Raw genomic sequence first — 26628 nt, forward strand, 5'->3', positions numbered from 1 at the left:
GAAACCTCCGACTTGTTTGAGTAGTTCTGATTGACGCGACCGTTAGGGAGTAGAACTTATGCATGACATCATTCGCCAGCTTGCAGAAAAGCGCGCGGCGGCCTGTCTGGGTGGTGGCCAGAAACGCATCGACAACCAGCACAGCAAGGGCAAACTGGCTGCCCGTGAACGGATCGAGCTCTTGCTCGACAGCGGCTCATTCGAGGAATGGGACATGTTCATGGAGCATCGCTGTAACGACTTCGGCATGGCCAACCAGTCCGTCCCGGGCGACGGCGTGGTCATCGGCTGCGGCACGATCAATGGTCGGCTGATGTTCGTCTTTTCGCAAGATTTCACCGTGTTCGGCGGCTCGCTCTCCGAGGCGCACGCCGAGAAAATCTGCAAGGTCATGGACCATGCGATGAAGGTCGGGGCGCCGGTGATCGGCTTGAACGACTCGGGCGGGGCGCGCATCCAGGAAGGAGTCGCCTCGCTGGCCGGGTACGCCGAAGTTTTCCAGCGCAACGTCCTCGCTTCCGGGGTCATCCCGCAGATCTCGCTGATCATGGGCCCCTGCGCCGGCGGCGCGGTCTATAGCCCGTCGATGACCGACTTCATCTTCATGGTCAAGGACTCGTCGTACATGTTCGTCACCGGCCCGGAAGTGGTCAAGACGGTGACGCACGAAGACGTGACCTCGGAAGAACTCGGCGGCGCCGTAACCCACACCACCAAGTCGGGCGTGGCCGACCTCGCTTTCGAGAACGACGTCGAGGCGCTGATGATGCTGCGCCGCTTCATCAGCTTCCTGCCCTCGAACAACCGCGAAAAGCCGCCGCGTCTGCCTTCGCAGGATCCGGCTGACCGGCTCGATTTCTCGCTCGACACCCTGGTTCCCGACAACCCGAACAAGCCTTACAACATCAAGGAACTGATCATCAAGGTAAGCGACGACGGCGACTTCTTCGAGCTCCAGCGCGAGTACGCCAAGAACATCGTCATCGGCTTTGCCCGGATGGACGGATCGACCGTGGGCATTGTCGCCAACCAGCCGCTCGTGCTGGCCGGCTGCCTGGACATCAAGAGCTCGATCAAGGCGGCACGCTTCGTACGTTACTGCGACGCGTTCAACATTCCGGTCGTGACCTTCGTCGACGTGCCCGGCTTCATGCCGGGAACCGCCCAGGAATACGGCGGCATCATCAAGCACGGTGCCAAACTGCTCTACGCCTATGCCGAGTGCACGGTGCCGAAGATCACCGTGATCACCCGCAAGGCCTACGGTGGCGCCTACGACGTGATGGCCTCGAAGCACCTGCGCGGTGACGTGAACTTCGCCTGGCCGTCGGCTGAAATCGCCGTGATGGGTCCGAAGGGCGCCGTCGAAATCATCTTCCGCGAAGAAAAGAACGACCCGGCGAAGCTCGCCGCACGCGAAGCCGAATACAAGGCCAAATTCGCCAACCCGTTCGTTGCCGGCGCGCGTGGTTTCATCGACGACGTGATCATGCCGAACGAGACGCGCAAGCGGATCTGCCGCTCGCTCGCAATGCTGCGCAACAAGAAGCTGGAAAACCCGTGGCGCAAGCACGGCAACATTCCGCTTTGATACCCGGGGAGAAACAGCCATGTTCAAGAAGATTCTGATCGCCAACCGCGGAGAAATTGCCTGCCGGGTGATGAAAACCGCAAAGAAGATGGGAATCAAGACCGTCGCGGTCTATTCCGAAGCCGACAAGGACTCGATGCACGTCCTGATGGCTGACGAGGCCGTCTGCATCGGTCCGCCACCTTCGAAAGAATCGTATCTGGTGATCGACAAGATCATCGACGCGTGCAAGCAGACCGGCGCCGAAGCCGTTCATCCGGGTTACGGCTTCCTGTCTGAAAACGAGGAGTTTTCGCGTCGCCTCGAAGACAGTGGCATCGTCTTCATTGGTCCCAAGCATTATTCGGTCGCCGCGATGGGCGACAAGATCGCGTCCAAAAAGCTCGCGCAGGAAGCCAGGGTCAATACCATTCCGGGTTACAACTCGGAGATTGTCGACGCAGCACAAGCGGTCGAGATCGCCAAGGGAATCGGCTATCCGGTGATGATCAAGGCGTCGGCCGGCGGTGGCGGCAAGGGACTGCGCGTCGCGTTCAACGACAAGGAAGCTTTTGAAGGCTTTGAAGCCTGCCGCAACGAGGCGCGCAACAGTTTTGGCGACGATCGCGTGTTCATCGAGAAGTTCGTCGAAGGACCGCACCACATCGAAATCCAGATCATCGCCGACGCCTTCGGCAACACCGTCTATCTGCTCGAACGCGAGTGTTCGATCCAGCGCCGGCACCAGAAGGTTCTCGAGGAAGCGCCGTCGCCCTTCATCGACGACAAGATTCGTAAAGCGATGGGCGAGCAGGCGGTGGCGCTGGCCAAAGCGGTCAATTACCAGAGCGCCGGAACCGTCGAATTCGTCGTCGGTTCGGACAAGTCGTTCTACTTCCTCGAGATGAACACCCGCCTGCAGGTCGAACATCCGGTCACCGAAATGATCACCGGCGTCGACCTGGTCGAGCTGATGATTCGCGTCGCCGCCGGCGAGCAACTGCCCTTCACGCAGAGCGATATCAAGGCGAACGGCTGGGCGATCGAATGCCGGATCAATGCCGAGGACCCGTTCCGCGGTTTCCTGCCCTCGGTTGGCCGTCTGGTCAAGTATCGTCCGCCGGAAACCACCGACGGCGAGGTTCGCGTCGACACCGGCGTCTTCGAGGGCGGCGAAATCTCGATGTACTACGATTCGATGATCGCCAAGCTGATCTGCCACGGCGCGACGCGCGACCAGGCGGTGGGCCGCATGCGTGACGCCTTGAACGCCTTCGTCATTCGCGGCATCGACTCGAACATCCCCTTCCAGGCAGCGCTGATGCAGAACACGCGCTTCCTCTCCGGCGTGTTCACCACCTCGTTCATCGCCGACGAGTTCCCCAACGGCTTCGACGAATCCTGCGTGGTACACGAAGACCCCGGCCTGCTCGCCGCTCTGGCGGCCTTCGGACGGCGACGCTACATCGATCGGGCGGTCAAGATCAGCGATCAGATGCCCGGCCACGAACGCAAGGTCGGCAGCGACTGGGTCGTCCAGATGGAAGGCAAGGACTACCCGATCACGCTCGTACCGATCCCGGGCGGTTATTCGGCCAGGCATGGCGGCGACCGCTACGACCTGGTTTCCGACTGGAAATTCGGCGAACTCGTCTTCCGCGGCACTTGCAACGGTTCGCCGATCTGCCTGCAGCTCGAACGGATTGGACTGCTCTACCGCGTCGTCCACTTCGGCAAGCAGGTGAAGGTCACGGTGATGACGGCCAACGCCGCGCGCATGCTGGCGCTGATGCCGAAGAAGCAACCACCCGACCTCTCCAAGTTCCTGCTTTCGCCGATGCCCGGACTTCTGCGCGAAGTTTCGGTCAGCGTCGGACAGCAGGTTGCTGCGGGTGAGAAACTGGCGGTGATCGAAGCCATGAAGATGGAGAACGTCCTCAAGGCCGAACTCGATTGCAAGGTGAAGAAGATCGTTGCCGCCCCGGGCGAAAGCCTCTCGGTCGATCAGGTCATCATCGAGTTCGAATAGGACCGCCTGCCAGCGGGCTGCCCGCAAGCCAAGAAGCCCGCCGCCCGGCGGGCTTTTTTTGTCCGCTCGGGCGCCAACTTCCGCCTGGAACGACTGTCAATGCCTCTATGTGCGGCCGCCGCTCCGGGCAGGATTGCGCAATACAAAATAGTGTTTTACCATGCGGCATTCACCGCTGGTTGTGCGCACGCCCTGCGCGCCACCGGTGCTGCTCGCTGCCGTCGCTCATCGTGCGCCGTAACACGCGATCCAGACCACCGTTTTTCACCATTCTGCAGACCAGGAGACCCAAGTCATGGCAGCTTTGCCCGAAAACGCGCTATCGGCCAGCCCGAACGATACCGACCCGCAGGAAACTCAGGAGTGGCTGGACGCGCTGAGTGGAGTCATCGAGCGTGTCGGCGCCGAGCGGGCGCATTTTCTGATCAGCGGTCTGATCGCCCTGGCGCGCCACGAGGGAATCAACATCCCCTACAGCGCGACCACCGAATACGTCAACACGATTCCGGTCGATCGGCAGCCGAAGTATCCCGGCAATGCCGACCTCGAAATCCGCATCCACAACTTCATTCGCTGGAATGCGATGGCCATGGTCGTGCGTGCCAACCGCGACAGCAACGTCGGTGGCCACATCGCTTCGTTTGCTTCGGCTGCCGCGCTCTATGATGTCGGCTTCTCGTGGTTCTGGCACGCGCCCTCGGAACAGCACGGCGGCGACCTGATCTTCTTTCAAGGGCATTCCGTCCCCGGCGTCTATGCGCGCGCGCACCTGCTCGGCCGCCTGAGCGACGAGCAGATGGATTGCTTCCGGCAGGAAGTCGACGGCCAGGGAATTTCTTCGTACCCGCACCCCTGGCTGATGCCCGATTTCTGGCAGTTCCCGACCGTCTCGATGGGGCTTGGTCCGATTCAGGCGATCTACCAGGCGCGCTTCATGAAGTACCTCGACAGCCGCGGCTTCATCCAGGCCGGCGACCGCAAGGTGTGGGCCTTCCTCGGCGACGGCGAAACCGACGAGGTCGAGTCGCTCGGCGCCATCGGCATGGCGGCGCGCGAACGTCTGGACAACCTGATCTTCGTCATCAACTGCAACCTGCAGCGTCTCGACGGGCCGGTGCGCGGCAACGGCAAGATCATCCAGGAACTCGAAGGCACTTTCCGCGGCGCCGGCTGGAACGTCATCAAGCTGATCTGGGGGACCCACTGGGACGCGCTCTTCCTGCGCGATCGCCAGGGCATCCTGCGCAAGCGCATGATGGAGGCGGTGGACGGCGAATATCAGACGTTCAAGGCGAAAGATGGCGCCTACGTGCGCGAGCACTTTTTCAACACGCCGGAACTCAAGGAACTCGTCGCCGACTGGACCGATGACCAGGTCTGGGCGCTCAACCGGGGTGGCCACGACATCTTCAAGATCTTCAGCGCCTACAAGGCCGCCGTCGAGCACCGAGGCCAGCCGACGCTGATCCTTGCCAAGACGATCAAGGGCTTCGGCATGGGGCAGGCGGGCGAAGCGATGAACATCTCGCACCAGCAGAAGAAGCTCGACTATGAAGCGATCAAGCGCTTCCGCGACCGTTTCAACCTGCCCGTCGCTGACGAGCAACTGGACGAACTTCCCTACCTGAAGTTCGCCGAGGGCTCGCCGGAACTGACCTACATGCGGCAACGCCGGATGGACCTTGGCGGCTACCTGCCAAAGCGCCGGCGCAGCGCGCCGGCACTGGAAATCCCTGAGCTCAAGACCTTCGACGCGCTGCTCAAGGCCTCCGGCGAAGGGCGCGAAATCTCGACGACGATGGCCATCGTCCGCTTCCTGAACCTCCTCCTGAAGGACAAGAAGGTCGGCCGACACGTCGTCCCGATCGTTCCCGACGAATCGCGCACCTTTGGCATGGAAGGCCTCTTCCGCCAGATCGGCATCTGGAACCAGGAGGGACAGCGCTATGTCCCGGAAGACCATGACCAGTTGATGTTCTACAAGGAGTCGAAAGACGGCCAGGTCCTGCAGGAAGGGATCAACGAGGCGGGCGCGATGAGCGACTGGATCGCTGCCGCGACGTCGTACTCGGTGCACGGCGTGCAGATGATTCCCTTCTACATCTGCTACTCGATGTTCGGCCTGCAGCGCACGATGGACCTCTGCTGGGCAGCCGGCGACCAACGCGCCAGGGGGTTCCTGATCGGCGGCACGGCCGGGCGGACGACGCTCAACGGCGAAGGTCTGCAGCACGAGGACGGGCATTCGCACATCCTCTCGGGGCTGATTCCGAACTGCGTCAGCTACGATCCGACCTTCGCCTTCGAGATTGCCGTCATCATGCGCGAAGGCATGCGCCGGATGTACCAGGAGCAGGAGGACATCTTCTACTACATCACGGTGATGAACGAGAACTACGAGCATCCCGACCTGCCGGCGGGGGCCGAGGCGGACATTCTCAAGGGTCTCTACCTGTTGCGGCGCGGCCATTCGTCGGACACCAATCCGGCGGCGCCGCGCGTCCAGTTGCTCGGTTCGGGAACGATCTTCCGTGAAGTGATCGCCGCCGCCGAACTGCTGAAGAACGACTGGGGCGTCGACGCCGACCTCTGGGGCTGCCCGAGCTTTTCGGAACTGGCACGTGACGGCAACGACGTGCAGCGCTGGAATCTGCTGCACCCGACCGAAAAACCGCGCCGCTCGCATGTCGAAGCCTGCCTGGCCGACACGCGCGGTCCGGTCATTGCGGCCACCGACTATGTCCGCCTGTTCGCCGAGCAGATCCGCCCCTTCCTGAATCGCCGCTACGTGACGCTGGGGACCGACGGCTTCGGCCGCTCCGACACGCGCGAGAAGCTCCGTCACTTCTTCGAAGTCGATCGCCGCTGGGTCACCCTCGCCGCGCTCAAGGCGCTCGCCGACGACGGTCAGATTGAACGGTCGAAGGTAGCCGAAGCGATCGGACGCTACGGCATCGACGTCAACAAACCCAATCCGATGACCGTCTGAGGGAGCCAAGCGATGAGTCAATTGATCGAAGTCAAAGTCCCCGACATCGGCGACTTCCACGACGTACCGGTGATCGACATCTGCGTCCAGGTCGGCGATGCCGTCAAGGTCGACGACGCACTGGTCACGCTGGAGTCGGACAAGGCAACGATGGACGTGCCGTCGTCCGCCGCCGGCGTCGTCAAGGAGGTGCGCGTACAACTCGGCGACAAGGTTTCCGAGGGAAGCGTCGTCGTCATCCTCGCTGCTGGAGCCGAAGCTGGCGTCGCGCCGGCTGGCGCGCCCGCCCCGGCCGCCGCCCCAGCCAGCACTGCGCCCAGCGCCGCGGCACCCGCTACGGCGAGCGCCGCGCCTCCACCGCCCAGCCCGACGCCGCCCGCCAGCACCGTCCAGCCCAGCGCAGCGCCGCCACCCCCCGCCCTTGCCTTGGGCGCCCGCACGCACGCCAGCCCTTCGGTGCGCCTGCTGGCGCGCGAACTTGGCGTCGATCTGACAAAAGTCAGTGCCAGTGGTCCGAACGGGCGGATCCTCAAGGAAGACGTCAACGCCTACGTCAAGGGCGTCATGACCGCCAGCCGTGCCCCTGCGGCGGCTGCTCCGGCCTCCCTCGGCGGCGGCCTTGACCTGCTGCCGTGGCCCAAGGTCGACTTTGCGAAGTTCGGCCCGGTCGAAGTCAAACCGCTCGCCCGCATCAAGAAGATCTCGGCCCAGAACCTGGCGCGCAACTGGGTGATGATCCCGGCCGTGACCTATCACGAAGACGCCGACATCACCGACCTGGAAGCCTTCCGCGTCGCGATCAACAAGGAGAACGAGCGCTCGGGCTTGAAGATCACGATGCTCGCCTTCCTCATCAAGGCCTGCGCCTTTGCCTTGAAGAAGTTTCCCGAATTCAACAGCTCGCTCGACGGCGACAACCTGATCCTCAAGCAGTACGTGCACATTGCCTTTGCCGCCGACACCCCGCACGGCCTCGTCGTTCCGGTGATCAAGGACGCCGACCGCAAGACGGTCAGCCAGATTGCCGTGGAAAGCGGCGAACTGGCCAGGAAGGCGCGCGACGGCAAACTCACCCCGGGCGAAATGTCCGGCGCGTGCTTCACGGTCTCCAGCCTCGGCGGAATCGGTGGGACCCACTTCTCGCCGATTATCAACGCGCCCGAGGTTGCCATCCTCGGCGTCAATAAATCCGTCACCAAGCCGGTCTGGAATGGCCGCGAGTTTGCTCCGCGCCTGATCCTGCCGCTTTCGCTGACCGCCGACCATCGCGTCATCGACGGCGCCCTGGCGACCCGCTTCAACGTTCATCTTGCGCAACTGCTCGCCGACCTGCGGCGCGTATTGCTCTGACCGGGAGACAATCCGATGAGCCAGACCCTGGAAGCCCGAGTCCCGGATATCGGCGACTACCACGACGTGCCGGTCATCGACATCTGCGTGGCCGTCGGCGATACGGTCAAGGTCGACGATCCGCTGGTCACCCTCGAATCCGACAAGGCGACGATGGACGTACCGAGCAGCGCGGCGGGCGTCGTCCGCGAGATCCGGGTGAAGCTCGGCGACAAGGTCTCGCAAGGCGACGTCGTCGTCGTTCTCGAGACCGCCGCGCCGACCGCCGCCGCCCAGCCGGCTGCCGGCGCGCCGGACACTCGACCCGCCGCCGCGCCAGTGGCGCCGCAGGCGGCCGCCGTCAGCAGCGCGGCAGCCGACCTCGAATGTGAGGTCCTCGTCCTCGGCGCCGGGCCGGCCGGCTACTCGGCGGCTTTCCGCAGCGCCGACCTCGGCCAGCGCACGATCCTGGTCGAGCGTTACCCGACGCTCGGCGGCGTTTGCCTGAACGTCGGCTGCATCCCGTCGAAAGCCCTGCTGCACATCACCGGCGTCCTCGAGGAAGCGCAGCACCTGGGCGATTCCGGCATCAGCTTCAGCGCGCCGAGCATCGACATCGACAAACTGCGTGCGCACAAGAACCAGGTCGTCGGCAAGTTGACCAGCGGTCTTGCCGGCATGGCAAAGGGTCGCAAAGTCGAGGTCGTCCAGGGCATCGGCCAGTTCGTCGACCCGCAGCATCTCGAAGTGACGCTTGCCACCGGTGGCAGCAAGCTGATCCGCTTCGCCAAGGCGATCATTGCCGCGGGTTCGCGCCCGATCGCCCTGCCCTTCATGCCCGACGATCCGCGCGTCGTCGATTCGACCGGCGCGCTCGAACTACGCGAGATCCCGCAGCGCATGCTGGTCATCGGTGGTGGCATCATCGGCCTGGAAATGGCCAGCGTCTATTCGGCGCTCGGCGCACACATCACCGTCGTCGAACTTGGCCCGGTCCTCATGCCCGGCGCCGACCGCGACCTGGTCAAGGTCTGGGAGAAGAGGAACGCGCACCGCTTTGACCGCATCCTGCTCAACACCGGTGTGGTCGCCGCGGCGGCCGACGCTGCCGCCATCGAAGTCACCTACAGCAGCGGCGAACGCGAGCGCTTCGACCTCGTCCTGGTCGCCGTCGGCCGTTCGCCGAATGGCCGGCGCCTGGCTGCCGAGAAGGCCGGCGTCGTTGTCGACGAGCGTGGCTTCATCCCGGTCGATGCGCAGCAGAGAACCAACGTCGCGCACATCTTCGCGATCGGCGACATCGTCGGCCAGCCGATGCTCGCGCACAAGGGCGTGCACGAAGGCCACGTCGCTGCGGAAGCGGCGCACGGTGGCAAGCGCTGCTTCGATGCGCTCCAGATCCCGTCGGTCGCCTATACCGACCCGGAAATCGCCTGGGCCGGCAAGACGGAGGAGCAGTGCCGTGCCGAGGGACGCAAGTTCGGCAAGAGCGTCTTCCCCTGGGCGGCCTCGGGCCGCGCGCTCGCCAACGGTCGCGAGGAAGGCTTTACCAAGCTGATTTTCGACGAAGAGACGCATCGCGTGATCGGCGGCAGCATCGTCGGAACGCACGCTGGCGACCTGATCGGCGAGGTCTGCCTGGCCATCGAAATGGGCTGCAATGCCGCCGACATCGGGAATACGATACACCCGCATCCGACGCTCGGCGAGTCGATCGGCATGGCAGCCGAGGTCTATGAAGGCACTTGTACCGACCTGCCGGCCGCCCGCAGAAAGTAGGCCACGGCCGCCCACCAGCCGACGATCACCACCCGATGTTGCGCGCCTTTCCGCTCGTGCTCGTGCTTGCCGCCTCGCCGGTGCAGGCCGACGTGCTCGCGCCGGCCGGCGTACCGGACGCCGGGCGCCAGCGCGAACTGGTTCATCTCGTCCGTCAGGATTGCGGTTCCTGCCACGGGATGACGCTTGCCGGCGGCCTCGGCCCGTCGCTCAAACCCGAGGCGCTGCGCGACAAGCCGCTCGAATCGCTGGTCGCCACGATCCATGCCGGGCGACCGGGAACGCCGATGCCGCCCTGGCATCGCTTCCTCAGCGAGGCCGAAGCGCGCTGGATCGTCGAGCAGTTGATCGGCGGCTTCCCGGACTGAGACAAGGCGCGAGGCACTTTGCGGCGAGCCCGCGCCGGGCGGGCGCAGCGACTGCCCGACCGACTCAGAACGAACGCGGCAGACCGAGCAGGTGCTCGGCAACGTAGGAGAAGATCAGGTTGGTCGAGATCGGCGCGACCTGATAGAGGCGCGTCTCGCGAAACTTGCGCTCGATATCGTATTCGGTGGCAAAACCGAAACCCCCGTGCGTCTGCAGGCAGACATTGGCCGCCTCCCACGACGCCTTGGCCGCCAGGTACTTCGCCATGTTCGCCTGCGCGCCGCAGGGCTGCTCGGCGTCGAACAGCGCACACGCCTGGAAACGCATCAGGTTTGCCGCTTCGAGCTCGATGTAGGCCTCGGCGATGGGAAACTGCACACCCTGGTTCTGACCGATCGGTCGATCGAAGACGATGCGTTCGCTCGCATAGCGCCGGGCGCGCTCGATGAACCAATAGCCGTCGCCGATGCATTCAGCGGCAATCAGCGTCCGCTCGGCATTCAACCCGTCGAGCAGGTAGCGAAAACCCTTGCCTTCCTCGCCGATCAGATTCTCCTGCGGAATCTCCAGGTTGTCGAAAAAGAGCTCGTTCGTCTCATGATTGACCATGTTGGCAATCGGCCGCACGGTCAGCCCCTTGCCTACCGCCTGGCGCAGATCGACGATGAAGACCGACATTCCGTCGGACTTCCGCGCAAGCTCGCGCAGCGGCGTCGTGCGCGCGAGCAGAACCATCAGGTCCGAGTGGCGAACGCGCGAAGTCCACACCTTCTGGCCATTGACCACGTAGCGCCCGTCCTTCTTCACCGCGCTCGTCCTGATCTGCGTCGTATCCGTTCCGCTGCTCGGCTCGGTCACCGCCATCGACTGAATGCGCAGCCGACCGGCGGCAATCTCCGGCAGGTAGCGCTCCTTCTGCGCGCGGCTGCCATTGCGCAGCAAGGTGCCCATGTTGTACATCTGGCCATGCACGGCAGCCGAATTCGCCCCGCTGCGATTGATTTCCTCCATGATCACGCTCGCCGCCGTCAGTCCAAGCCCGGCGCCCCCGTATTCTTCAGGAATCATTGCCGACAGCCAGCCAGCCGCCATCAAAGCATCGACGAAGGCCTGCGGGTACTCGCGCTGCTCATCGATCTGGCGAAAGTACTCGTCCGGGAAAGCACGGCATAGCGCACGCACCGCCTCGCGAATTTCCTGATGTTCATCGGCAGCAGCCAGTTGTCTCAACATGAAGTTCATCCCCCATCCAGAATGCTCGTCGCGCGCCACGTCGACCCGGGCTCGACTGCCTGCGCAAACCGGGCAGGCAAAAGCGCCAGCTTAACAGGTGCAGCCCGTTGCAGCGGGCCGAGCCATGGCACTGCACGAGCGAGAGGCAAGGAGTATCATTGCCACACCTTGTGTTGCCGGCGGACCAGCGGGGGGCCGCAAGCGTGCGCAAAGGGGGATCGCGCGACGAACAACGCGCGCTCGCTGATGATCGCTGGCGCGACTTGGCCAGCGCAGCGGCGGAAGCTGAGCCAGCCGGTCGTCAGCCAATGTTCCCGAGCTTGCCAATGGTGCAGAAATGGCGCAGACCTGACGATGGTTGTCGAGAGTTACTACGTTCCCTTGAAACGAGCCGAGATCGAAGTCGGCAAACCGCTTGCCTGGGATGTCTTCGACCATAACCACAAGCTGCTTTTCAAGCGCGGCTTCGTAGTCGAGCGGCCGTCGCAACTCGACACGCTGCTCGATAAGGGACTGTTCAAGGAGCGTGTCGCTGGACGTGCCGGGCAGGCGCGCGCTGCGCGCGACGGCGACGCGGCGGGTGATACGGCGGGTAGCGACGAAGCTGGCGAGCGTAGCGTCCAGCTCGACGAGATCAAGTTGTCGATCGGCGATCCCTTCCAGATCCAGACGCAGGTCGAGCAGGCGGAAAGTCGCTACTACGTCAAGCTGATCGGCTATCTGCGCGGCAAGAGCGTGCTGGTGACGATGCCCGAAGTCGATGGTCGACTGTGTTATGTGCGCGAAAGTCAGGCGCTCATCGTCCGCTTCTTCGCCGGACGCAACGCCTATGCATTCACCGCCAACGTCCTGCGCTCGTCGAGCGTGCCGTTTCCCCACATGTGCCTGACCTACCCGGCGCAGGTACGTGGGCTGGTCGTGCGCGCCGGCGAACGCGTTCCAGTGCGAATCATCTGCGCCATATCGGCCCGCGAAGACACGCGAACCGTAAGCGCCGCCGGAATGTTGACCAATCTCAGCGTGAGTGGCGCCCTGCTCTCGGCAAAGACCCGGCTGGGCGACAAAGGCAACCTCATTTCGGTCAAGTTTCGCATGACGATCAGAGACATCGAAGTGGTCACGGCAATCGATGCAAGCATTCGCTCGCTCACCCAGGACGACACCGGCGAATTCCTGCACGGCATCCAGTTTGCCGGCCTGCCCAATGACGTGGCCATCGCCCTGACTGCGTTTGTCTATCAGAAGCTGGCCGAGACCTCGCGTTGAAGTGCTCTGACGACGCAGGGAGCGCGCGCTGGGCCAACTAATCCAGCAGGATCAGATTATCGCGATGGATCATTTCCGGCTCGTCGATGTAGCCGAGGATCTCTTCAATGTCCTGGCTGGCGCGGCGAGCGATTCGTCGCGCATCGCTGCTGCCGTAGTTGATCAGGCCACGCGCCACTTCCTTGCCCGCGCTCGACATGCACGCCACCGCCGCACCACGCTCGAATTCACCGGCGACCGAGACCACGCCGATCGGCAATAGACTCCTGCCGTCCTGCAGCGCGTTGACCGCACCGGCATCGAGGACCAATCGGCCGGACAACTGCAGGTGGTCGGCAAGCCACTGCTTGCGCGCGGTCAGCGGCTGAGTCTCGGCGACCAGCAGGGTTCCCAGCGCTTCGCCGCGCGCCAGGCGGATGAGAACCTCCTTCTCGCGTCCGCTGGCGATCACCGTATGCGCGCCGCTGCGCGCTGCGCGTTTGGCAGCGATGACCTTGCTGATCATGCCGCCCGTACCGATCAGCGTACCGCTGCCGCCAGCCATCGCTTCCAGCTCAGGCGTGCCGGCGCGCGCCTCGGCAATCAGCGCCGCATGCGGGTCCTTGCGCGGATCAGCGGTGAACAGACCAGGCTGATCGGTCAGGATGATCAGGCCGTCGGCCTCGACCAGGTTGGCAACGAGCGCACCCAGCGTATCGTTGTCGCCAAACTTGATCTCTTCAGTGACAACCGTGTCGTTCTCATTGATGATCGGAACGACGCCCAGCTGCAGCAAGGTGCTCAAGGTCGACCGGGCGTTCAGGTAGCGCGTGCGGTCGGCCAGATCGTCGTGCGTCAGGAGCACCTGTGCGGTGTGCAGGCCATAGCGGGCAAAGGCGCTCTCGTACACCTGCGCCAGGCCCATCTGACCGACCGCCGCTGCCGCCTGCAGTTCATGCACCGCCTTGGGCCGTCTGCTCCAACCCAGGCGGCGCAGGCCACAGGCGATGGCTCCCGAGGAGACGAGCACGATCTGCCGACCCGCCAGGCGCAGATCGGCGATCTGTCGGGCCCACTCGCTGATCGCGCCGAGGTCCAGCCCTTCGCCATTATTGGTCACCAGCGCCGAACCAACCTTGACGACCAGGCGGCGAGCCAGTGCGATACGCGTGCCGGCCATCATCCCACCGCCTGTACGGCCAGCGGCGCCACCGCCGACCGGTCTGGCTGCGCCCCGGACGCAGCCGTGGGCAGTTCGGCCAGCGCGCTCACCAAAGCGTCGGTGAGTTGGCGACAGCCGTCGCCGCTGAGGGCGCTGATGCAGAAGCAGGGCGTCGCTCGATCGATCGCCTGCCACTTTGCCAGAAAGTCGGCAATCCGCGGCGCGCGCTCGTCTTCCGGCAGCAGGTCGAGCTTGTTGAGCACCAGCCAGCGCGGCTTGTCAGCCAGTTCCGGATCGTGCGCGGCGAGTTCGCGCAGAATGACCTGGGCGTCCCGCACCGGATCAGCATCGGGGTCGATCGGCGCCAGGTCAACCAGGTGCAGCAGCAGGCGCGTGCGCGCAAGATGTTTGAGAAAGCGCGTGCCGAGGCCCGCTCCGCTGGCGGCGCCATCGATCAGACCGGGAATGTCGGCAATGACGAAACTCCGGTTTTCGTCCACGCGCACGACGCCCAGGTGCGGCTGCAGCGTCGTGAAAGGATAATCGGCGACGCGTGGCCGCGCCGCCGAGACGGCGCGCAGGAACGTACTCTTGCCGGCGTTCGGCATTCCGAGCAGGCCGACATCGGCGAGCAGGCGCAACTCGAGGCGCAGCTCAAGCTGTTCACCCGGGTCGCCACGCGTGCATTGGCGCGGCGTACGATTGACGCTCGACTTGAAGTGGACGTTACCCAGACCGCCCCGCCCGCCACGCAGGATGAGCGCCTTCTTGCCGTCGACGTCGAGATCGGCGAGCAGGTCGCCCCCGTCCGCGTTGAGGACCATCGTTCCGACCGGCACGCGCAGCGTCATGTCCTTGCCGCGCTTGCCGTGGCAGTCGCTCGAGCGGCCGTTCTCGCCACGCTGCGCCCGATAACGCTGGACAAAGCGATACTCGATCAGCGTATTGACGTTGCGGTCGGCGACGCAATAGACGTCGCCGCCGTGCCCGCCGTCACCGCCGTCCGGCCCGCCTTGCGGCACGTACTTCTCGCGCCGGAACGACGCGATGCCGTTGCCGCCGTCGCCGGCGGAGACCATGATCCTCGCCTCGTCGACAAATTTCATGCGTGCCTCCTTCGCATTGGCCAAGCGGCAAAGAAAAAGCCCTACCGACAAGGATAGGGCTTCGTCGATCGCCGGCTATCCCGCCCAGCCGGCTTCGCCGCCGGTCAGGCAGCGAGCGGAATGATGCTCACCGTACGCCGGCCTTGTGCGCCCTTGATCGCGAACTGAACGTGTCCATCGACCAGAGCGAACAGCGTATGGTCCTTGCCAAGGCCCATGTTCTCGCCCGGATGATAGGCCGTACCGCGTTGGCGGACGATGATGTTGCCGGCGCGAACGAATTGACCGCCGTAGCGCTTGACGCCCAGGCGTTTGGCTTCGGAGTCGCGTCCGTTGCGTACGCTGCCGCCTGCTTTCTTGTGTGCCATGAGTCAGATTCCTTTCCAATCAGTCCGAAACCGGGGCTGCAGCGCCGTCCACAATCGCCTCGACGCGAATTTCGGTGTAGTTCTGGCGATGCCCCTGATGCTTCTGAGAGTGTTTGCGGCGCCGCATCTTGAAGATCCGGATCTTGTCGTGACGGCCATGCGCAAGGACTGTCGCCTTGACCACGGCGTCTGCGACTAGCGGAGTGCCGATTCGGATGGCATCGCCCTGGCCGACGACCAGCACCTGGTCAAGGGTAATTTCTGCGCCAACTTCTGCCGGTATCTGTTCTATTTTGAGTTTTTCGCCGCTGGCAACGCGATACTGCTTGCCCCCGGTTTTTATGACCGCGTACATGTTGGACTCCAAGAAACTGAACAAGGTTAAACGAAGAACCGGTGATTATACATGGCTGCGCTTGTCTGACAAGAATTCCTGCGCGTCGACGCGTCGAGCTTGTTCCTCGGTTGGCCGCTGCCAGGAAACGGTAAGTGCCGAATTGACCACGACAACGCTGAGCGAGGCTTCTTGCGCGGCTTGGCGGCCGGGATCTTGCGAAGGACGGCGCGAACCGGGGTGTCAGGCGATCTGCATTCCGGTCGTGGTGAGCCACCCCTTGCCCGTTCCCCGTTTGTAGACAACTCATGCGGCTTCGCTTCCATAGGGCATACGCCCGTTCCCGCAACTGCGAACGCACGCTGACGCCTCTTCCTGCACCCGGCTGTTCACGCAGGTCTTGCTCCGCGTTCCCCCGTCCTTCCGAGACCATGCGCAAGCATGCTTCGCGCTCCAGAGCTCATGCCGCCGAGCGCACTTCGGCCCTCTTCCAGACCAGGATGGACCGACCAGTTTACGTGTTCCCCACACGGGATACGCGCAACATTGCTGCGCAAGACGGACTGCGTATCGTCCTCGCGAAATCGATGACCCGGAGGATCTGAACGTCATGCGGGCTGAGCGACTCGAACAGTGGGCGCACGCCTGCAAGGCTGAGGGCAGAGCCGAGGGCGAGGCGCTGGCGCTCCAGAAACTGCTGGCGAAGCGCTTTGGCGTCGTTCCTTCGGCAGTAACGGCACGAATCGGCGAGGCTTCCGGCGAACAGATCGACGCCTGGCTCGAACGGGTGCTCGATGCGGCGACGGTTCGCCGTCCGGAACGCGCAACGTTGCTGCGCAAGACCGAATACGTTATCGTCCTTTCCAGGATCGATGACCCGGAGGAACTGACCGCCATGCTGGCCGAGCGACTGGAACAATGGGCGCACGCCTGCAAAGCGAAGGGATGGGCCGAAGGCTGGACTGAGAGCAAGCCGCTGGCGCTCCAGGGGCTGCTGGAGAAGCGTTTTGGCGTTGTTCCTTCGACAGTAGCAACAGCAATCGCGGCGGCCTCCGGCGGGCAGATCGACGCCTGGCTCGAACGCCTGTGCGAGGCGGCGACGCTTGCCGATGTTTTTGCAGGAGATGGGCGGTGAAAGCGCGTTGCTGCTGCCGGTTGGCGCGCAAGCTGCCTGGCCGCTCTGTTTGCCGGTGCGCAGAGGACTGAACGCTTGGCTCTGGCGCCGTCTGGCGCCATTGCGCCGCCTTGTGCCAGCTCCGCGTCTCGCGCGCTTGGATCGGTTGCCGTTGTCGCTTGCCATCGTCGCGGGAATCGTCGGCGGCGGCGCGATTGGTGGCGCCGGTTTTGTTTTTCTCGAAGCGCCGGCGTGGGTGGTGCTCTGGCTGCTGCTCTTCGCTGGCATCGGCTGGCTCGGTTACACGGCCGAGCCGGTATTCGACGAGCCGCTGCCGGCGCCACCACCGGCGCGCACGCCCGAGCCGCGCACCGCTGCGCCACCGCCGGTCGCCAAGGAGCGCGAACCGGAGTTGCCGCGGCGCGTCAGCGACGGGGTGCTCGAGATGGTCGAGCTGCCTGGCGGCAAGTTCCTGATGGGTTCGCCGGATTCCGATGCCGCTGCGCCGGACGCCGAAAAACCGCAGCATGAAGTCAGCGTGTCGTCGTTCCGCATGGCGACGACGCCGGTAACCGTTGCGCTCTACCGCGAGGTGATGGGGCAACGAGAGCGGGCTGCGGCTGACGATCGCCTGCCGGTAACGAAGGTTTCGTGGCACGACGCGGTCGAATTCTGCAACCGCCTGTCGATACGCAGCGGCTATCGCGCGTGCTACACGCGCGACGGCAAGGACGAATGGCGATGCGACTGGCAAGCCGACGGCTACCGCCTGCCGACCGAAGCCGAGTGGGAATACGCGTGCCGCGCAGGCAGCACGACGCTCTACAGCTTTGGCGACGATGCCGCCGCGCTCGGGGACTACGCCTGGTATGCCCAGAATTCGCGTCACAGCTTGCAGCCGGTGGCCGGCAAACTGCCCAATGCCTGGGGACTGTACGATCTGCACGGCAACGTCTGGGAGTGGTGCTGGTATTGGTATGGTCCGTATACGGCGCAGGCAAGCCGTGACCCACGAGGGCCGGCGAAGTCGTCCGAATGGCGAGTTTTGCGCGGCGGCTCGTTTGCCGACCCGCCCGCGTTCTTGCGCTCCGCGTTCCGGGTCGTCGACGTTCCCGTGGGCGGGGTCTGGGTCCGCGGGTTTCGGTGCGTTCGCGTCCCGCCCCAGCGCTCGACCCATTGACTGATTGTTTCCTTGATCAAGAAAAACGGCGCGTAGCGCCGTTTTTTCGCGTTATTTACAAATGCACATTTTGTTCAATCAAACGAACACACCGTGCATTTTGTGTACGCAAATGCACATTTTTTCCCGAGCCCAGCGACGTTCATGCCGCCAGCATGCTCACGGAAAGATCAGCAGCGCGCGATACGAGCGCAGCGTGCGCAGCAACGCGGCGGCGCGCTTGGCTGCGGCAGTGCGCACTCGCTGCCGCCGCTGCCAAGGGCGGCGCAGCTTGCGGCTCGCGGTAGATCGGCGTTGCCAGTTGCACCGCCTTGAGATCGGCAAACGTATGGCGGCGGCTCTTGCCGCCTGGTGTCAGCGCTTCCTCGACTGCCGCCCGCAGGCGGGCTTCCTGCTGGCTGGCGCGTTGCTGCACTGCCGTGTCGGCGCTGAGCAGCGAGCGTTCGCTCACCCAGCGGCCACCGACCTTCGCTGCCGGCAGTTGCCCCTGTTCAATCACGTACAGCACCGGCCGGCGTGTTTTTCCCAATAAAGCCGCGGCTTCGTGCAAGGAGACGTGCATCGTGGCGCCCATTCACCGATCAGTCATTGAACAGTGTTGTACATTTCTGAACAACCCACCGACACCGCTATACAACAACCGCACAAACAGACAACAAGGCCGCGCGCGGCGGAACAATGACGCAAGAGGACAATGGGTCAAGGCTGGGGCGGGACGCGAACGCACCGAAACCCGAGGACCCCGACCCTGACCTCGGGCGCGCCGCCGCCCCGGCTCGCGGAGCGCAAGGACGCGGGCGGGAGGGCAAACGTGCCGCCGCGCACAACTCGCATCCGGGAGTTGGTATCGTCCTGCGCCCGTTCCGGATCGACATGGTGGCCGGCTGCGTAGAGGCCGAACCAGTCGCGTGTCAACTCCCAGGCGTTGCCGTGCACGTCGTAAAGCCCAAGCGGGTTCGGCCTTTTCTGGCGCACAGGCTGCACGGCGAAAGCGTAATCCTTGCCATACCAGGCATAGGTGTCGAGTTGATTTTCGTCGCGGCCGAACGACCAGGGTGTCTGGCTGCCGCCGCGCGCGGCGTATTCCCATTGCGCTTCGCTCGGCAGGTCGCCGCCGAGTTGCTGGCAGAACGAGCGCGCCTCTTGCCAACCGACATCGACCCGCGGCCGCTCGTCGCGCGGCGTGTGCTTGGGCACGAGGCTGGCGTACTGCGCGTTGGTGGTTTCGCTGGCGGCGATCTCGAAGCCGGACACGGTGACGATGCGCGGCGGGTCGACGATTTCGTCTTCGTCGGCCATCGCTTCGCCGGCGCGCGAGCCCATGGTGAAACTGCCGGGGCAGAGCGAAACCCAATCGATGCCGCTTTCGCGGCGCACGGCCGGGCCGCCGGCAATGCGCACCTGGCCGCGCCTGTCGAGCACTTGCCATGGCAAAGCCACGTCGTCGATCGCCTTGCTGCCGGCGAAGTCGAGCGCACGCGCCAGCGCAGCGAAGTCGCTGGCAGCGACGATCGCCGACGCGCCGGCGTGTTGCGCGAGCAGCGCCGCGGCCGGCGTGCGGTCGCCGCCTTGGCGCACGACGACGAGGACTTGCGTCTGCCGCCGCAGTGCGTCGTTCGGCCCCAGCCAGCGCGCGAGGTCGGCGTCGCGCCATTGCGGCGCGAGCAGCACCTGGTCGGCGCTGCCCTTGTCGAGCAGACGGATGGCAAGCTGGCGCGCGCCGGCGTCGGCATACGGTGCGTCGATGATCGCCAGCGAGCGCTGCGGCCAGTCGTGGGCGCAGGCGCGAATCGGCTGCGCCAGCGAGCCGGCGCGCAGGAGCACTCCGGCGGCGAGTTGCTGCGGGTTGGCGCGGCTGCTCCAGCGCCAGTTGAGCGGAATCTCGGCACCGCTGGCGATGTTGTCGAGCGTCACGCTTTCGCGCGCGTTGCCGAGCGTCACCTGGTAGCGCTGCGGCCCGCTGCGCTCGAACACGCGCAGCGTCTGCGCGACGAGCGCCGGGTGGTTCTGCGCCGGGTCGGCGGGCCGCAGGCGCGGCGGGTCGCCAGTCCACGCGCGGTACGCGGCCACCGCGAAAGCGGCGAGCGCCAGCGCGGCGAGCAGCGTCGTCGCCAGAACGAGGCGTGGCGCGAGCAGGCGCAGCGGTGGCGGCTCGCGGGCATACTGGTCGGCGGCAAAGCCGAGCGCCCGCAGGCGTCGGCGAGTGAGGTCCCGCAACTTGGCCAGACGCCAGGTCAGGCGGATCGGTGGCGAGTGCGCGGCGAAATTCTCCGGCTGGCCGGCGAAGCAGGGATCGGCGGCGGAGAATTCTCGCAGCCGAGCACGGATTTCCTCGCGCAGGTCGTTACGCAAATCGTCGTGCAGGTCGTCGTGCGCTGGGCCGTGTGACCGGTCGAGCGGTCCGTCGGCCAGCGCCGCGCGGCGCGCGCCGGGCAGTTCGTTGCCGGCGAGCGCGGTCAGGCAATCGGCAGCGCTTTCCGGCTCGGCATAGAGTTGCAGCAAGGCGTATTCAAGCTGCCAGCGGCGTTGCGCCGGCGAGTCACGCCACGGCAGCAGCGGGTTTTCCTGCGCGGCGTTGACGTGGTCGGCTTCGGCGTAGCGCTGCTGCCACCAGGCCAGTGCGCGCCACGCCAGGCTGGATTTGCCCGGCATTTCGCCGGCGAGCGGCTCGCTGCGCAGCAGCCAGTTGATCAGCCGACGCCGTTCGGCCGGGTCGGCGACGGCAGCGACGACGCGGTCGACGTCCCACGCGCTGGCGGCCATGCCGAGCACGGCACGCAGCGTCTGCGCGCTTGCCGCGTCGGCGTTGCCGCCGCCGAGCGCCAGCGCCGCCGCCCATTGCCGCGTCGCGCCGAGCAGTGGCGCGGGCGCTGCTCTGGCGGGCGCAGCACCGGGCGTGCCACCGAGCCAGGCGGTCAGTTCGGCCGGGCGAACGACTTCCAGCCGCAAGCCGTGCGCGGCGAAGAGCGCTGCGAGTTGCTCGCCATCGCTTGAGCAGTCGACAAAACACAGGCGCGGCCATTGCTGCAAGGCGCGCAACAGGCGCAGGGTGTCGGCGCGCGCCAGCGCGTGTTCGATCTGGCGGCGCAGGCCGTCGCCGGCGGAGAAGATGGCGACCTGCGCCTGGCGGCCGGCGGCCTCTTCGGCGAGCGGCCGGTAACCCGGCTCGGCCGGCCAGTCGATGCGCTGCGGTGTGTCGCTGAACCAGCCCTCGCGCGATTCGAGGCCGGCCGCGCGCAGCGTGCTGGCGAGTTGCGCGGCGATCTGTTGCGCACTTGGCGACGCCAGGTGGCGGTCGAGCCAGAACCAGATGGCGCGTTCGTACACCGCCGCCTGCAGGCAGAGCTGCACGAAACCGCCGGCACGCGCGGTGCGCGCGACAGTCTGCGGCAGGTCGAGACGGCGGGTCGGGTCTTCGGCGACGAAGCGGCCGACGTTCCAGACGAGCTGGCGGCGCGCGCGCGCGTCGATGCGCGAGTCGTCGTCGCGCGCCGGTGGCGGCAGCGGCTGCCAGGCAAAACCGTCGCGCGCCGGCGCGGCGGCAACGATCCTCGGGAAGCGCTGGCGATAGCGCCAGCAAAGGGCGAGCGCGAGCAGCAGCGCGCTGCCGCCGAGCAGCGCCAGCGGCGGCGGACCCAGGCGCGGCGCGACGCGCAGCGCAGCCGGTTGCAGATCGTCGAGGAACCACGCCCAGACCTCGGCAACCGGTTGGTCGGGAAGCTCGGGATCGGCCTGGCGGCTTTCCGGCGGCGGCCCTTGCCAGGCTTCGGCAGACGCCTGCGGCGCCAGCATTGGCGGCGCAGACGGCCAGAACAGACAGGCGAGCAGACCGCCGACGAGCAGCATGGCGCCGGCAAGCAGCGACCATTTGCGCAGCGGCGAGCGCGGCGCAGGCGTTGGCCGGGCAAACGGCGACAGCGCGATGGCGGCGGTCGCGCTCGCCTGCGGCTGCCGGCCCGGCGCCGACTCCGCCGTTGACTCCACCGTTGACTCGGCCGTCGACTCCGGCGCAGCGACCGCCGGCGGGCGCGCGCTTGCCGCCTGTCCGGCTGCCGTTTCCGGCGCGCCGGCCGCCGCCACAGCAGCGGCCGCCTCGGCGGTGGGCGGCCAATCGGCTGCCCGCTCGGGGCACCAGGCGGCAAACAGCGTTTCGAACGTCTGCCGCTGCGCCGGCGTCTTGACCAGCAGCGCGCCGAGCAGCGTCTTCAGTCCGTTGCGGTCGAGCTGCGGCTGGCGCGCGAAGAGGTGGCGCAGGCGATCGACTTCCCCCGGGCCGACCGGCACGCCGCCGCTGCGCAGCGCGGCGAGAAAGTCACCGAGCTCGGCGAGGCGATCGCTGCCGGGCATCGCGCGGGCTGCCTAGCGCTGACCGGTCGTGCGGTAGCCGGCGCCCGGCTGGCCTGCCCTCGGGTGGCCTGTCCGGGAACCAAGCCGGCGCAGGTCTTCGGCGTCCTTGATCAGCGCGCCGAGCGCCGGCAGGTCGGCGAGGTGGCTGTCGCGCAGTTGGGCGACCGTCGCCCGTTGCGCGCTGAGGATGGCGAGCCAGGTCAGCAGTTCGGCGGTCGAGGGCTTCTTGTCGAGGCCGACCACGTCGCGCAGTTCCCAGAAGCGGCGCTGCGCCGCCTCGCGCGTGCCGGCGTCGAGATGCGGAAACGCGTTGCCGCCATCGCCGGCCATGCTGTTGACCGCGTCGGCGACGAGTGTCGGCGTCAGTTCGATGCGGTGGAAAATGCAGCGGCGGAGAAACGCATCGGGCAGGCGGCGCTCTTCGTTGCTGGTGATGAGCACGATCGGCCGGCGACCGCTGCGCGGCGTGATCCAGCGCCTGTGGTCGAACGGGTGCGGAAAGCTGTGCTGGTCGAGTTCGTGCAGCAGGTCGTTCGGGAAGTCGCGCGCCGCCTTGTCGATTTCGTCGATCAGCACGACGCTGTCGCCCTCGGTGTTGTAGGCCTGCCAGAGCGCGCGCCGGTGCAGAAAGCCCTCGCGAATCGCCGCTGCTTCGTGCGCGACTGCCGGCGGCTCGCCTTTCGCGCTCGCTGCGTCTTCCGTGCGCGGCGCGCTGCGGCGGTCGGACTGCGCCCAGTGCAGGTAGCCGACGGCGTCGAACTCGTAAAGCAGATCCTGCGCGCTCGAGGTCGATTTGACGAGGAACTTGAAGAGCGGGATGCCGAAATACGCGCCGACGAAATCGGCTGCCTGCGTCTTGCCGGTGCCCGGTTCGCCGGTGAGCAGCAGCGGGCTGCCGGTGTGCAGCGCCATGTTCAGCGCCAGCAGCAGTTCGTCGGACGGCTTGTAGCGCAGCGCGGCGGCGGCGTGGCTGCCGAGCAGCGGCGGCGGCTGGCGGCGCGCCAGGCGCTGGCGCGCGGCGACGGTGTCGTGCGGCGACGGGCTTGCCGACGGGCGGGCAATCAGGGCAAAGGGCTCGGTGTTTGCAGGGTCAGCGGCCATCGCGCGTGCTCCAGAAATTCGGCTGGTAGTGGGCCGGCGGCCAGTCCTTGCTCGCCGTCAGGTCGGTCAGCTCGTCGAACAGGTTGGCCCAGTTGTCGGGGTCGCCGCGGCGGATGGTGCTTACCGCTTCGTCGAACGGCATTTCCCTGCGACCGCCGAGCAGCAGCGCCGGGAATTGCTCGCGGTAGCGTTCGTCGCAGGTGCAGATTTCCGGGTTGCGGAAGTATTTGCGCAGGTCGGGCAGGGAAACCGCCGCCAGGCGGTCGAGTTTGTCGAAGTGGAAGCGCTGTTCGCTTCCGTAGGCGTCGATCAAGTCGTCGAGCGTGTCGTCCAGTGTGGCGACGTGTTCGCTTTCCAGCGCAACGATCGAGATGACGCGCACTTGCGTGCCGCCTTGCGCAAGCTCGGCAAGTTCGCGCCCGAGCGGGTCGCGGCACCAGTCGGCGAGCGCGCGCAGCAGGCCCTCCGCCGCCGCGACGAAGCCCGGCGCGTCGCCGCGCACACCCGCGACGCGCCAGCCGAGGATGAGGAAGGCGAAGGTCGCGCCAGTGAGCCGCTCGCGGTCGAGCAGGCGGGCGAGCAGCCGCTCGTGCGCGCCGACGCTGAAGCGCCGGCGCACGGCAAGGTCCAGCGTGCGCTGGTTGCCGATGGCGAAAGGCAGGTCGATCGCCTGATGGAAATAGACTTCGCGCTGCGCGTCGCGCGGGTTGCCGACCAGATGCTGGCGGATCATTGCCGGGAATTCGTTGGTCAGGCAACCCGGAGTACCAAGTGCGACGACATGGTGAATGGTGCGCGCCTGGTAGGTGTAGAAGTCGTCGCGCGCGCCGGTGAGCGCATTGCGCTGCTGGTGGCGGTCGAGCAGCAGCTTGACCAGGTCCGGATGTTCCAGCCGCGCCGGCCGAATCAACTGCCAGGTGGCATAACGCGTCCACGCGCTGAGCGTGCCGACGCGTTCGCGGTAGAGCGCCTGCACCGGATCTAGGCGTTGTCCGAAAACGGCGGCCAGCCAGTCGCTGCCGCTTCGGGCCGCGGCGTGCGCGCGGTCGCGCGGGGTGCACTGCACGAGAACGGCTGCTTTCACGTGGCGAAGCAGCGCCACGCCGCAAGCCAGCGCCGGCTGCGCGGCTTCGCCGAGCAGGTTGAGGAACAGCAGGTCGACGGCGGGCACCGGCCCCAGCCAGCCGGCGAGATCCGACCAGGCGACGCATTGCGCGTCGGCGCGGTTGGCTTCAACCCGGTTGGCTTCAACCCGGCTGGCGTCGGCGCCGTCGGCAAAGAGCAGGCCGTTTTCCGACGCCAGACCGTAGTAGTAGACGACACGCGTCGAACCCGCACGCAGCGCGTCACGCAAGGCGCCGGCGCTGCGCGCCAACACCGGCTCCGGGTTATCCGGCCAGTTGCGCTGGAAGAAACCTCGCAGGTCGTCGCAGTGGCGCGTGCTGCTTTCCGTCGGCGCAGCGGCGAGCAACACGCGACCCGGGAAGTAGCAGACGTGATCGGGATGCGCCGGAAAGCCGGACGGCTGGTCGGTCGGGCGGGAATGCAGTTCGACCGTCCAGCCGTCATCGCACAGGGGCCGTCCGCGGTACGCGATGTCGCTCCACGGCAGCGCCAGCAGCGCGGGCTTGTCGGTGATCAGGTGCAGGCGTAGCGGCGAATGCGTCGGCTCGACGCGGTCGCGGCTGGCAAACGCGGCGGCAAAGAGGTGCCCGGCGGCATCCGGGTCGCTGCCGAAGAGGAAAGTAAAAAGCGTTTCGCCGTCGACTTGATCGGGCTGGCGCTCATCCAGCCCCAGGCCAGCACCCGGATAGCGAAGCGGCGTCGGCTGTGTCGGCAGATAGTGGCGCAGGAGCCAGTGGTCGCGTTGCCGGCTGAGCGAGATCGCCAGCTCGGGGCGGCGTCCGTCGTGCGCCGTGGCTGCGAGCCGTGCCAGTCGCTGGCCAGCTTGCTGGCATGCGCTGGCAAGCTGTCTGGCAAGCCAGTCCGCAACCTTGGCGTAAATCTTGTTGCGCGCGCCTTCGTCGGCGACATCGTCGAGCGGCGTCTCAGGCGTGTTGAAACTGTGAATGGCGAGCAGATCGGTTGTTCCCGCAGCGTCGCGGGAGTGCCAATCGATGCTCAGCGAGTCAGCGGCGACAGACGACACGTAGAGGATTCCGAGTTGCAGCTCGCCCTCCTGGTAGCGTCGCAGAATGAACGGCAACTCGTGCTCCCGGATGTATGCCGATTGCAGATCCAGGAAATTCTTGCTGACGAGCAGTAGCGCGGCTTGCGCCTCAGCCAGCGCCTGCTGGATCTTCGGATCAAACTTGTCGCCGACCTGAATGCCCTGCTCGTCGAACCACAAGCGGTCGCGTACGACGGCGACTGTCCGCAGCATCGGCACGAGCTCGTCGCGCAAGCGCCTGTCTTTTCGACTGTAACTGAGAAACGCCGTGCCGGCCATGGGCGAACTCCAGCGAAAGCAAGGTAGTTGGCGAGCAGGAAGCGCCACTGCCCGAAGCGCTTCCTGGTTCTGGCGAAGGGGTCATGCGAAGGAGTCATGCTAGCAGCCTGTCGGGCTTTCGGCCAGTTCCCCAGCCAACATGCCAAGAACATGGCGATTGCCGCAACCGGGGACCGCCATCGCGTCACATGCTCGCCGACAGAAGGCTCTTGCTGCACACGCGCGGCAGCTTCTACATGTGACGACCAACCACTTTGCGGAGAGAGTGGGCTGGGGAGTGGGCTGGAGGGTTGGGCAAATGAAAACGCGGCCTGCAAGCCGCGTTTCCAGTAGGTGACTGGCGGAGAGGGTGTCCGCCTGATGGCAGTCCAAAATGATCCCATTAAGTACATAAAGTGTCCAACATAACAACAACATCTAGAATGGACGCGTCCAAGATAGTCCTGTACAATCCCGCAAAATCCGGCTATATTTCGATAGTCGTTTTGATAGTGGGACGGATGGTATGGCACGCCAACAGCAACGACTTTCTGCGCTGCAAGTCAGCAAACTCACCAAGCCCGGGCTCTATGGCGACGGTGGCGGCTTGACGCTCCAGATCACCGCCACGGGCGCCAAGTCGTGGCTGTTTCGCTACATGGTGGCCGGCAAGCCGTACGGAATGGGGCTGGGACCGACGCATACCGTGAGTCTGGCTGAGGCGCGGCAGAAGGCGCTGGACGCACGGAAGTTGCTTGTCGACGGCATCAATCCTTTGGTCGCCAAGAAGCAGAAGCAGATCGCCGCCGCGCTGGCCACCGCCAAGATGATGACTTTTGATCATTGTGCCGAGGCCTACATCCAGACGCACAAGGCGGGCTGGAAGAACGCGAAGCACGCGGACCAATGGACCAACACCCTCAAGACGTACGCCAGCCCGGTGCT

The 26628-nt window shown here is 65.6% G+C and carries 19 protein-coding genes; 10 read left to right on the forward strand and 9 right to left on the reverse strand.

What is annotated here, in order from left to right; translation table 11 throughout:
- Nucleotides 1-58 precede the first annotated feature (58 nt).
- From RKP46_RS10115 to RKP46_RS10140, 6 genes are all read left to right on the forward strand, one after another.
- On the forward strand, nucleotides 59-1591 hold the full coding sequence (locus tag RKP46_RS10115) for an acyl-CoA carboxylase subunit beta (RefSeq protein WP_311106528.1): 1533 nt from the start codon (nucleotides 59-61) through the stop codon (nucleotides 1589-1591).
- 19 nt (nucleotides 1592-1610) lie between these two features.
- Nucleotides 1611-3599, forward strand: coding sequence for an acetyl-CoA carboxylase biotin carboxylase subunit (gene accC / locus RKP46_RS10120; protein WP_311106529.1), 1989 nt, complete (start codon nucleotides 1611-1613; stop codon nucleotides 3597-3599).
- A 295-nt stretch (nucleotides 3600-3894) separates the two neighbouring features.
- Entirely contained in the window at nucleotides 3895-6588 is a 2694-nt protein-coding gene (gene aceE / locus RKP46_RS10125) for a pyruvate dehydrogenase (acetyl-transferring), homodimeric type (RefSeq protein WP_311106530.1), read from the forward strand.
- Nucleotides 6589-6600: 12 nt separating this feature from the next.
- Complete coding sequence (aceF, locus tag RKP46_RS10130) at nucleotides 6601-7938, forward strand: dihydrolipoyllysine-residue acetyltransferase (RefSeq protein WP_311106531.1); 1338 nt, start codon at nucleotides 6601-6603, stop codon at nucleotides 7936-7938.
- A gap of 15 nt (nucleotides 7939-7953) precedes the next feature.
- A complete protein-coding gene (gene lpdA, locus RKP46_RS10135; RefSeq protein WP_311106532.1) occupies nucleotides 7954-9696 on the forward strand; it encodes a dihydrolipoyl dehydrogenase in 1743 nt (580 codons plus the stop codon).
- 35 nt (nucleotides 9697-9731) lie between these two features.
- Nucleotides 9732-10064, forward strand: a complete 333-nt coding sequence (locus RKP46_RS10140; protein WP_311106533.1) for a cytochrome c — start codon at nucleotides 9732-9734, stop codon at nucleotides 10062-10064.
- Nucleotides 10065-10128: 64 nt separating this feature from the next.
- Here the strand turns inward: RKP46_RS10140 and RKP46_RS10145 are convergent, their stop codons facing one another.
- The gene (locus RKP46_RS10145) at nucleotides 10129-11298 is read right to left on the reverse strand and encodes an acyl-CoA dehydrogenase family protein (protein ID WP_311106545.1); all 1170 of its coding nucleotides are present in this window, start codon (nucleotides 11296-11298) and stop codon (nucleotides 10129-10131) included.
- A gap of 354 nt (nucleotides 11299-11652) precedes the next feature.
- On the opposite strand from RKP46_RS10145, the gene RKP46_RS10150 reads away from it, so the two are divergent.
- On the forward strand, nucleotides 11653-12564 hold the full coding sequence (locus RKP46_RS10150; protein ID WP_311106534.1) for a flagellar brake protein: 912 nt from the start codon (nucleotides 11653-11655) through the stop codon (nucleotides 12562-12564).
- A gap of 37 nt (nucleotides 12565-12601) precedes the next feature.
- On the opposite strand, the gene proB is transcribed toward RKP46_RS10150, so the two are convergent.
- From proB to rplU, 4 genes are all read right to left on the reverse strand, one after another.
- Nucleotides 12602-13723 (reverse strand): glutamate 5-kinase, encoded by a 1122-nt coding sequence (proB, locus tag RKP46_RS10155; RefSeq protein ID WP_311106546.1) that lies wholly within the window; start codon nucleotides 13721-13723, stop codon nucleotides 12602-12604.
- Nucleotides 13723-14811 (reverse strand): Obg family GTPase CgtA, encoded by a 1089-nt coding sequence (gene cgtA / locus RKP46_RS10160; protein WP_311106535.1) that lies wholly within the window; start codon nucleotides 14809-14811, stop codon nucleotides 13723-13725. Before cgtA ends, proB begins: the two co-directional genes overlap by 1 nt.
- Before the next feature lie 104 nt (nucleotides 14812-14915).
- The gene (gene rpmA, locus RKP46_RS10165; RefSeq protein WP_311106536.1) at nucleotides 14916-15179 is read right to left on the reverse strand and encodes a 50S ribosomal protein L27; all 264 of its coding nucleotides are present in this window, start codon (nucleotides 15177-15179) and stop codon (nucleotides 14916-14918) included.
- Nucleotides 15180-15198: 19 nt separating this feature from the next.
- Entirely contained in the window at nucleotides 15199-15534 is a 336-nt protein-coding gene (gene rplU / locus RKP46_RS10170) for a 50S ribosomal protein L21 (RefSeq protein WP_311106537.1), read from the reverse strand.
- Nucleotides 15535-16123: 589 nt separating this feature from the next.
- Here rplU and RKP46_RS10175 point away from each other — a divergent pair.
- Both RKP46_RS10175 and RKP46_RS10180 read left to right on the forward strand, forming a co-directional pair.
- Nucleotides 16124-16648, forward strand: coding sequence for a DUF4351 domain-containing protein (locus tag RKP46_RS10175; RefSeq protein WP_311106538.1), 525 nt, complete (start codon nucleotides 16124-16126; stop codon nucleotides 16646-16648).
- Between the two features lie 151 nt (nucleotides 16649-16799).
- Nucleotides 16800-17807, forward strand: a complete 1008-nt coding sequence (locus RKP46_RS10180; protein WP_311106539.1) for a formylglycine-generating enzyme family protein — start codon at nucleotides 16800-16802, stop codon at nucleotides 17805-17807.
- Nucleotides 17808-17949: 142 nt separating this feature from the next.
- On the opposite strand, the gene RKP46_RS10185 is transcribed toward RKP46_RS10180, so the two are convergent.
- The 4 genes from RKP46_RS10185 to RKP46_RS10200 all read right to left on the reverse strand — a co-directional run bounded on the left by RKP46_RS10185 (nucleotide 17950) and on the right by RKP46_RS10200 (nucleotide 25704).
- Complete coding sequence (locus tag RKP46_RS10185; protein ID WP_311106540.1) at nucleotides 17950-18381, reverse strand: hypothetical protein; 432 nt, start codon at nucleotides 18379-18381, stop codon at nucleotides 17950-17952.
- A gap of 125 nt (nucleotides 18382-18506) precedes the next feature.
- Nucleotides 18507-22154 carry an SUMF1/EgtB/PvdO family nonheme iron enzyme gene (locus RKP46_RS10190; protein ID WP_311106541.1) on the reverse strand — a complete coding sequence of 1216 codons (3648 nt, stop codon included), beginning with the start codon at nucleotides 22152-22154 and terminating at the stop codon, nucleotides 18507-18509.
- 12 nt (nucleotides 22155-22166) lie between these two features.
- Nucleotides 22167-23255 (reverse strand): MoxR family ATPase, encoded by a 1089-nt coding sequence (locus RKP46_RS10195; RefSeq protein ID WP_311106542.1) that lies wholly within the window; start codon nucleotides 23253-23255, stop codon nucleotides 22167-22169.
- Nucleotides 23245-25704, reverse strand: a complete 2460-nt coding sequence (locus tag RKP46_RS10200) for a TIR domain-containing protein (RefSeq protein WP_311106543.1) — start codon at nucleotides 25702-25704, stop codon at nucleotides 23245-23247. Before RKP46_RS10200 ends, RKP46_RS10195 begins: the two co-directional genes overlap by 11 nt.
- A gap of 505 nt (nucleotides 25705-26209) precedes the next feature.
- Here RKP46_RS10200 and RKP46_RS10205 point away from each other — a divergent pair.
- The coding region (locus RKP46_RS10205) for an Arm DNA-binding domain-containing protein (RefSeq protein ID WP_311106544.1) at nucleotides 26210-26628 on the forward strand (419 nt) is incomplete at its 3' end.

Origin of the sequence: Accumulibacter sp. (assembly GCF_031732815.1) — a bacterium.
In the GTDB taxonomy this organism is placed as follows: Bacteria; Pseudomonadota; Gammaproteobacteria; order Burkholderiales; family Rhodocyclaceae; genus Accumulibacter.